1 pseudogene is annotated in these 2,563 nt (G+C 52.2%); it reads right to left on the bottom strand.

The features are described from left to right. Positions 1–805: 805 nt before the first annotated feature. A pseudogene (locus OKC42_RS22580) lies at positions 806–2,019 on the bottom strand (IS256 family transposase). Positions 2,020–2,563: the final 544 nt, after the last annotated feature.

Here is a 2,563-nt window from a genome sequence, read left to right as displayed (position 1 = left end):
AGGCTCAGACTCACGAAACTGGTATAACATGATTGGTCAACGAGCTATGGGGGCCACTTACTACAATACTACTGGTAACACAATAACTGTCGCGGTAGGCCCCACAGGAACCAGATGGGAGCAAATGGATGGTTATGTTAATGGGGTTTATATAGGCCGAGTGTATTCCGGGGATTTCGGTGGCGGTGCAGTACTTACGATGGATGTCCCACCTAACGGCTCATATCGCGTAACCACATATAATCATCGGGGTCATGGGCATGGGATTCAAACGTGGGTTGAATTTAGGTGATTGGCCTCAAGCAGGCCTCTTCATGATGGCATGACCGTGGCCAGCCGCCGGTGTGAATTCCAACGTGATAAATTGGATCGGTCGTCCCCGGGTACAAAAGAGCCTTGTTTAGTCATAAATAACGATGTAATTCACAGCCGGGATTGCCAGAAACAAAACATAATCCGATAGACAGAGGCAAACTGTGCAGTAAACGACACCACATAGTTGTAGTGGTGACGCACAATGATAATCGCCCCGATGTTTGCAAGCAAAGGGGGCGACCTGACAAGTTGCACGCAGACACAAGGGATACGACTTTTGACGTTGCCGTGATTATTGTGATGTGTGGGATGAAACCTATTTTCATCCCACATGAGGCAACGGGTGTATAAAGGCTCGAAATGCCAGCGAGGTATCGATAGCAATGAGCAAAGGGGTTGTCATCTGTCGTAGAGCGCACTCATAGGAGTGCTGACAGGCTTTAGTTGTTAGTTGGAGCCTGTAAATAATTCTGTGTAACTGCCCACTTCATTACAGGTGACCGTTCAGGCGATCACCGAATTCGATAATAAAACGATTTAGGGCAAGCTTCCAATTCTGGATCGGATAGTCCATTTCTTGGAGGCCTGCTGTATCGCGAGGAACGCCACTTTTAGCGCTGAGTCATCGGTCGGGAAGAGCTTCCTTTGCTTGGTCGCTTTGCGCAGCACGCTGTTCAGTGACTCGATCGCATTGGTGGTGTAAATCACCTTCCGGATGGCGGGGGGGGTAATCGAACAGCGTGATCAGATTGGCCCAGTTACCCTGCCAGGAGCGCGCTATTTGCGGGTACTGGCTATCCAGCGCTCGCCGAAGGCCGCTAGTGCCTGCTGAGCTTCACGTTCCGTCGCAGACTGGTAGATCTGCTTCAGTTCAGCCGTCACCGCCTTGTAGTCCTTCCAGGAGACATAGCGCAACGAGTTGCGCACCATGTGGACGATACACAATTGGGCCTTGGTCTGGGGATACTCCACGGCAATCGCATCAGGGAAGCCCTTGAGGCCATCCACGCATGCGATCAGGATGTCTTCCAGGCCGCGGTTCTTCAGCTCGGTCAGGACCGACAGCCAGAACTTTGCCCCTTCGGTCTCGGCCAACCACAGGCCCAACAGCTCCTTGTGACCCTCCATATTGATGCCCAGTGCCAGATAGAGCGACTTGTTGATCACCCGCTGATTCGCGCGGACCTTCAGCACAATGCAGTCCAGATAGACGATGGGATAGAGCAGATCCAGCGGCCGGTTTTGCCATTCGTGGACCGGCTCGATGACCCGCTCGGTCACCTTCGATACCAGCCCCGCCGAGATGTCGGCGTCATACATCTCTTTGAACGCGTCAACGATGTCGCGCGTGCTTAAGCCCTTGGCGTAGAGGGCGAGGATCTGGTCGTCCATCTGGGTCAGGCGGGACTGGCCCTTGCGGACAAACTGAGGCTCGAAGGAACTGTTGCGATCACGAGGAGCCTGGATGATGACTTCTCCGTGCTGTCCTTTTAGGCGCTTGGTGGAATAGCCATTGCGATTGTTGCCGGTCCCGCGGCCTTGTGGGGCGTGTTTCTCGTAGCCCAGATGCTCGTCCATCTCGGCATTGAGCGCGGTCTCGACGGTGAGCTTGATCAGCTGTTGGGTGAGGGTGCCGAGATCTTTTTCAGACTTGATGTCTTTGGCCAGCTCAGCGGCCAGTGCTTTGAGTTTGTCTTGGTCCATTTGCTTACCCACGAAGGTATCCTTTTGAAAAAGTTACTTATTCGTGGGCGGTTACACAATTGGATTTACAGGCTCGTTAGTTGTAGTACAGGCTACGAGTCCGTTTCTCGCGACAGTTGGATATACATCTCGCCTTGCTGACGCCGGCTAGTGCTGTTATCTGTTTGCGTTTTATTGAACGATTTTGTTAGCGACTCTAAGGGGGGGCAAGGGCCGATTTTTTTCGGATAAAATTTAAGTCCCATATCCGATCACTGTGTAAATCACAGGAGCTCCCGTCCATATACCTTCCCCTCTTAATGTGATGCTATTTCCAGACCTAGAAACTCGGATTAGAGCATCATATGGGCGGTCAGCGTTCTCCCCGCCTCGGTTATAGACTCGGAAGTTACCTCTCCCCACAGTCTCTTCTATGTCTATCATCTGCTGTGTAATCCCCCTGCCATCAAGGTCAAAACTGACATACAAGGTAGTCATCGTTGGGTCAACACCAACCGTCACAGCTGTTGACCGACCGCTGTACAAGACCCGTCTTGTGCCCGAA

Origin of the sequence: Aeromonas sp. Y311-2 (assembly GCF_027706025.1) — a bacterium.
GTDB lineage: Bacteria > Pseudomonadota > Gammaproteobacteria > Enterobacterales > Aeromonadaceae > Aeromonas > Aeromonas veronii.
Note: the sequence above shows the minus strand (reverse complement) of the source record. Positions and strands in the feature narration are given on the sequence as shown.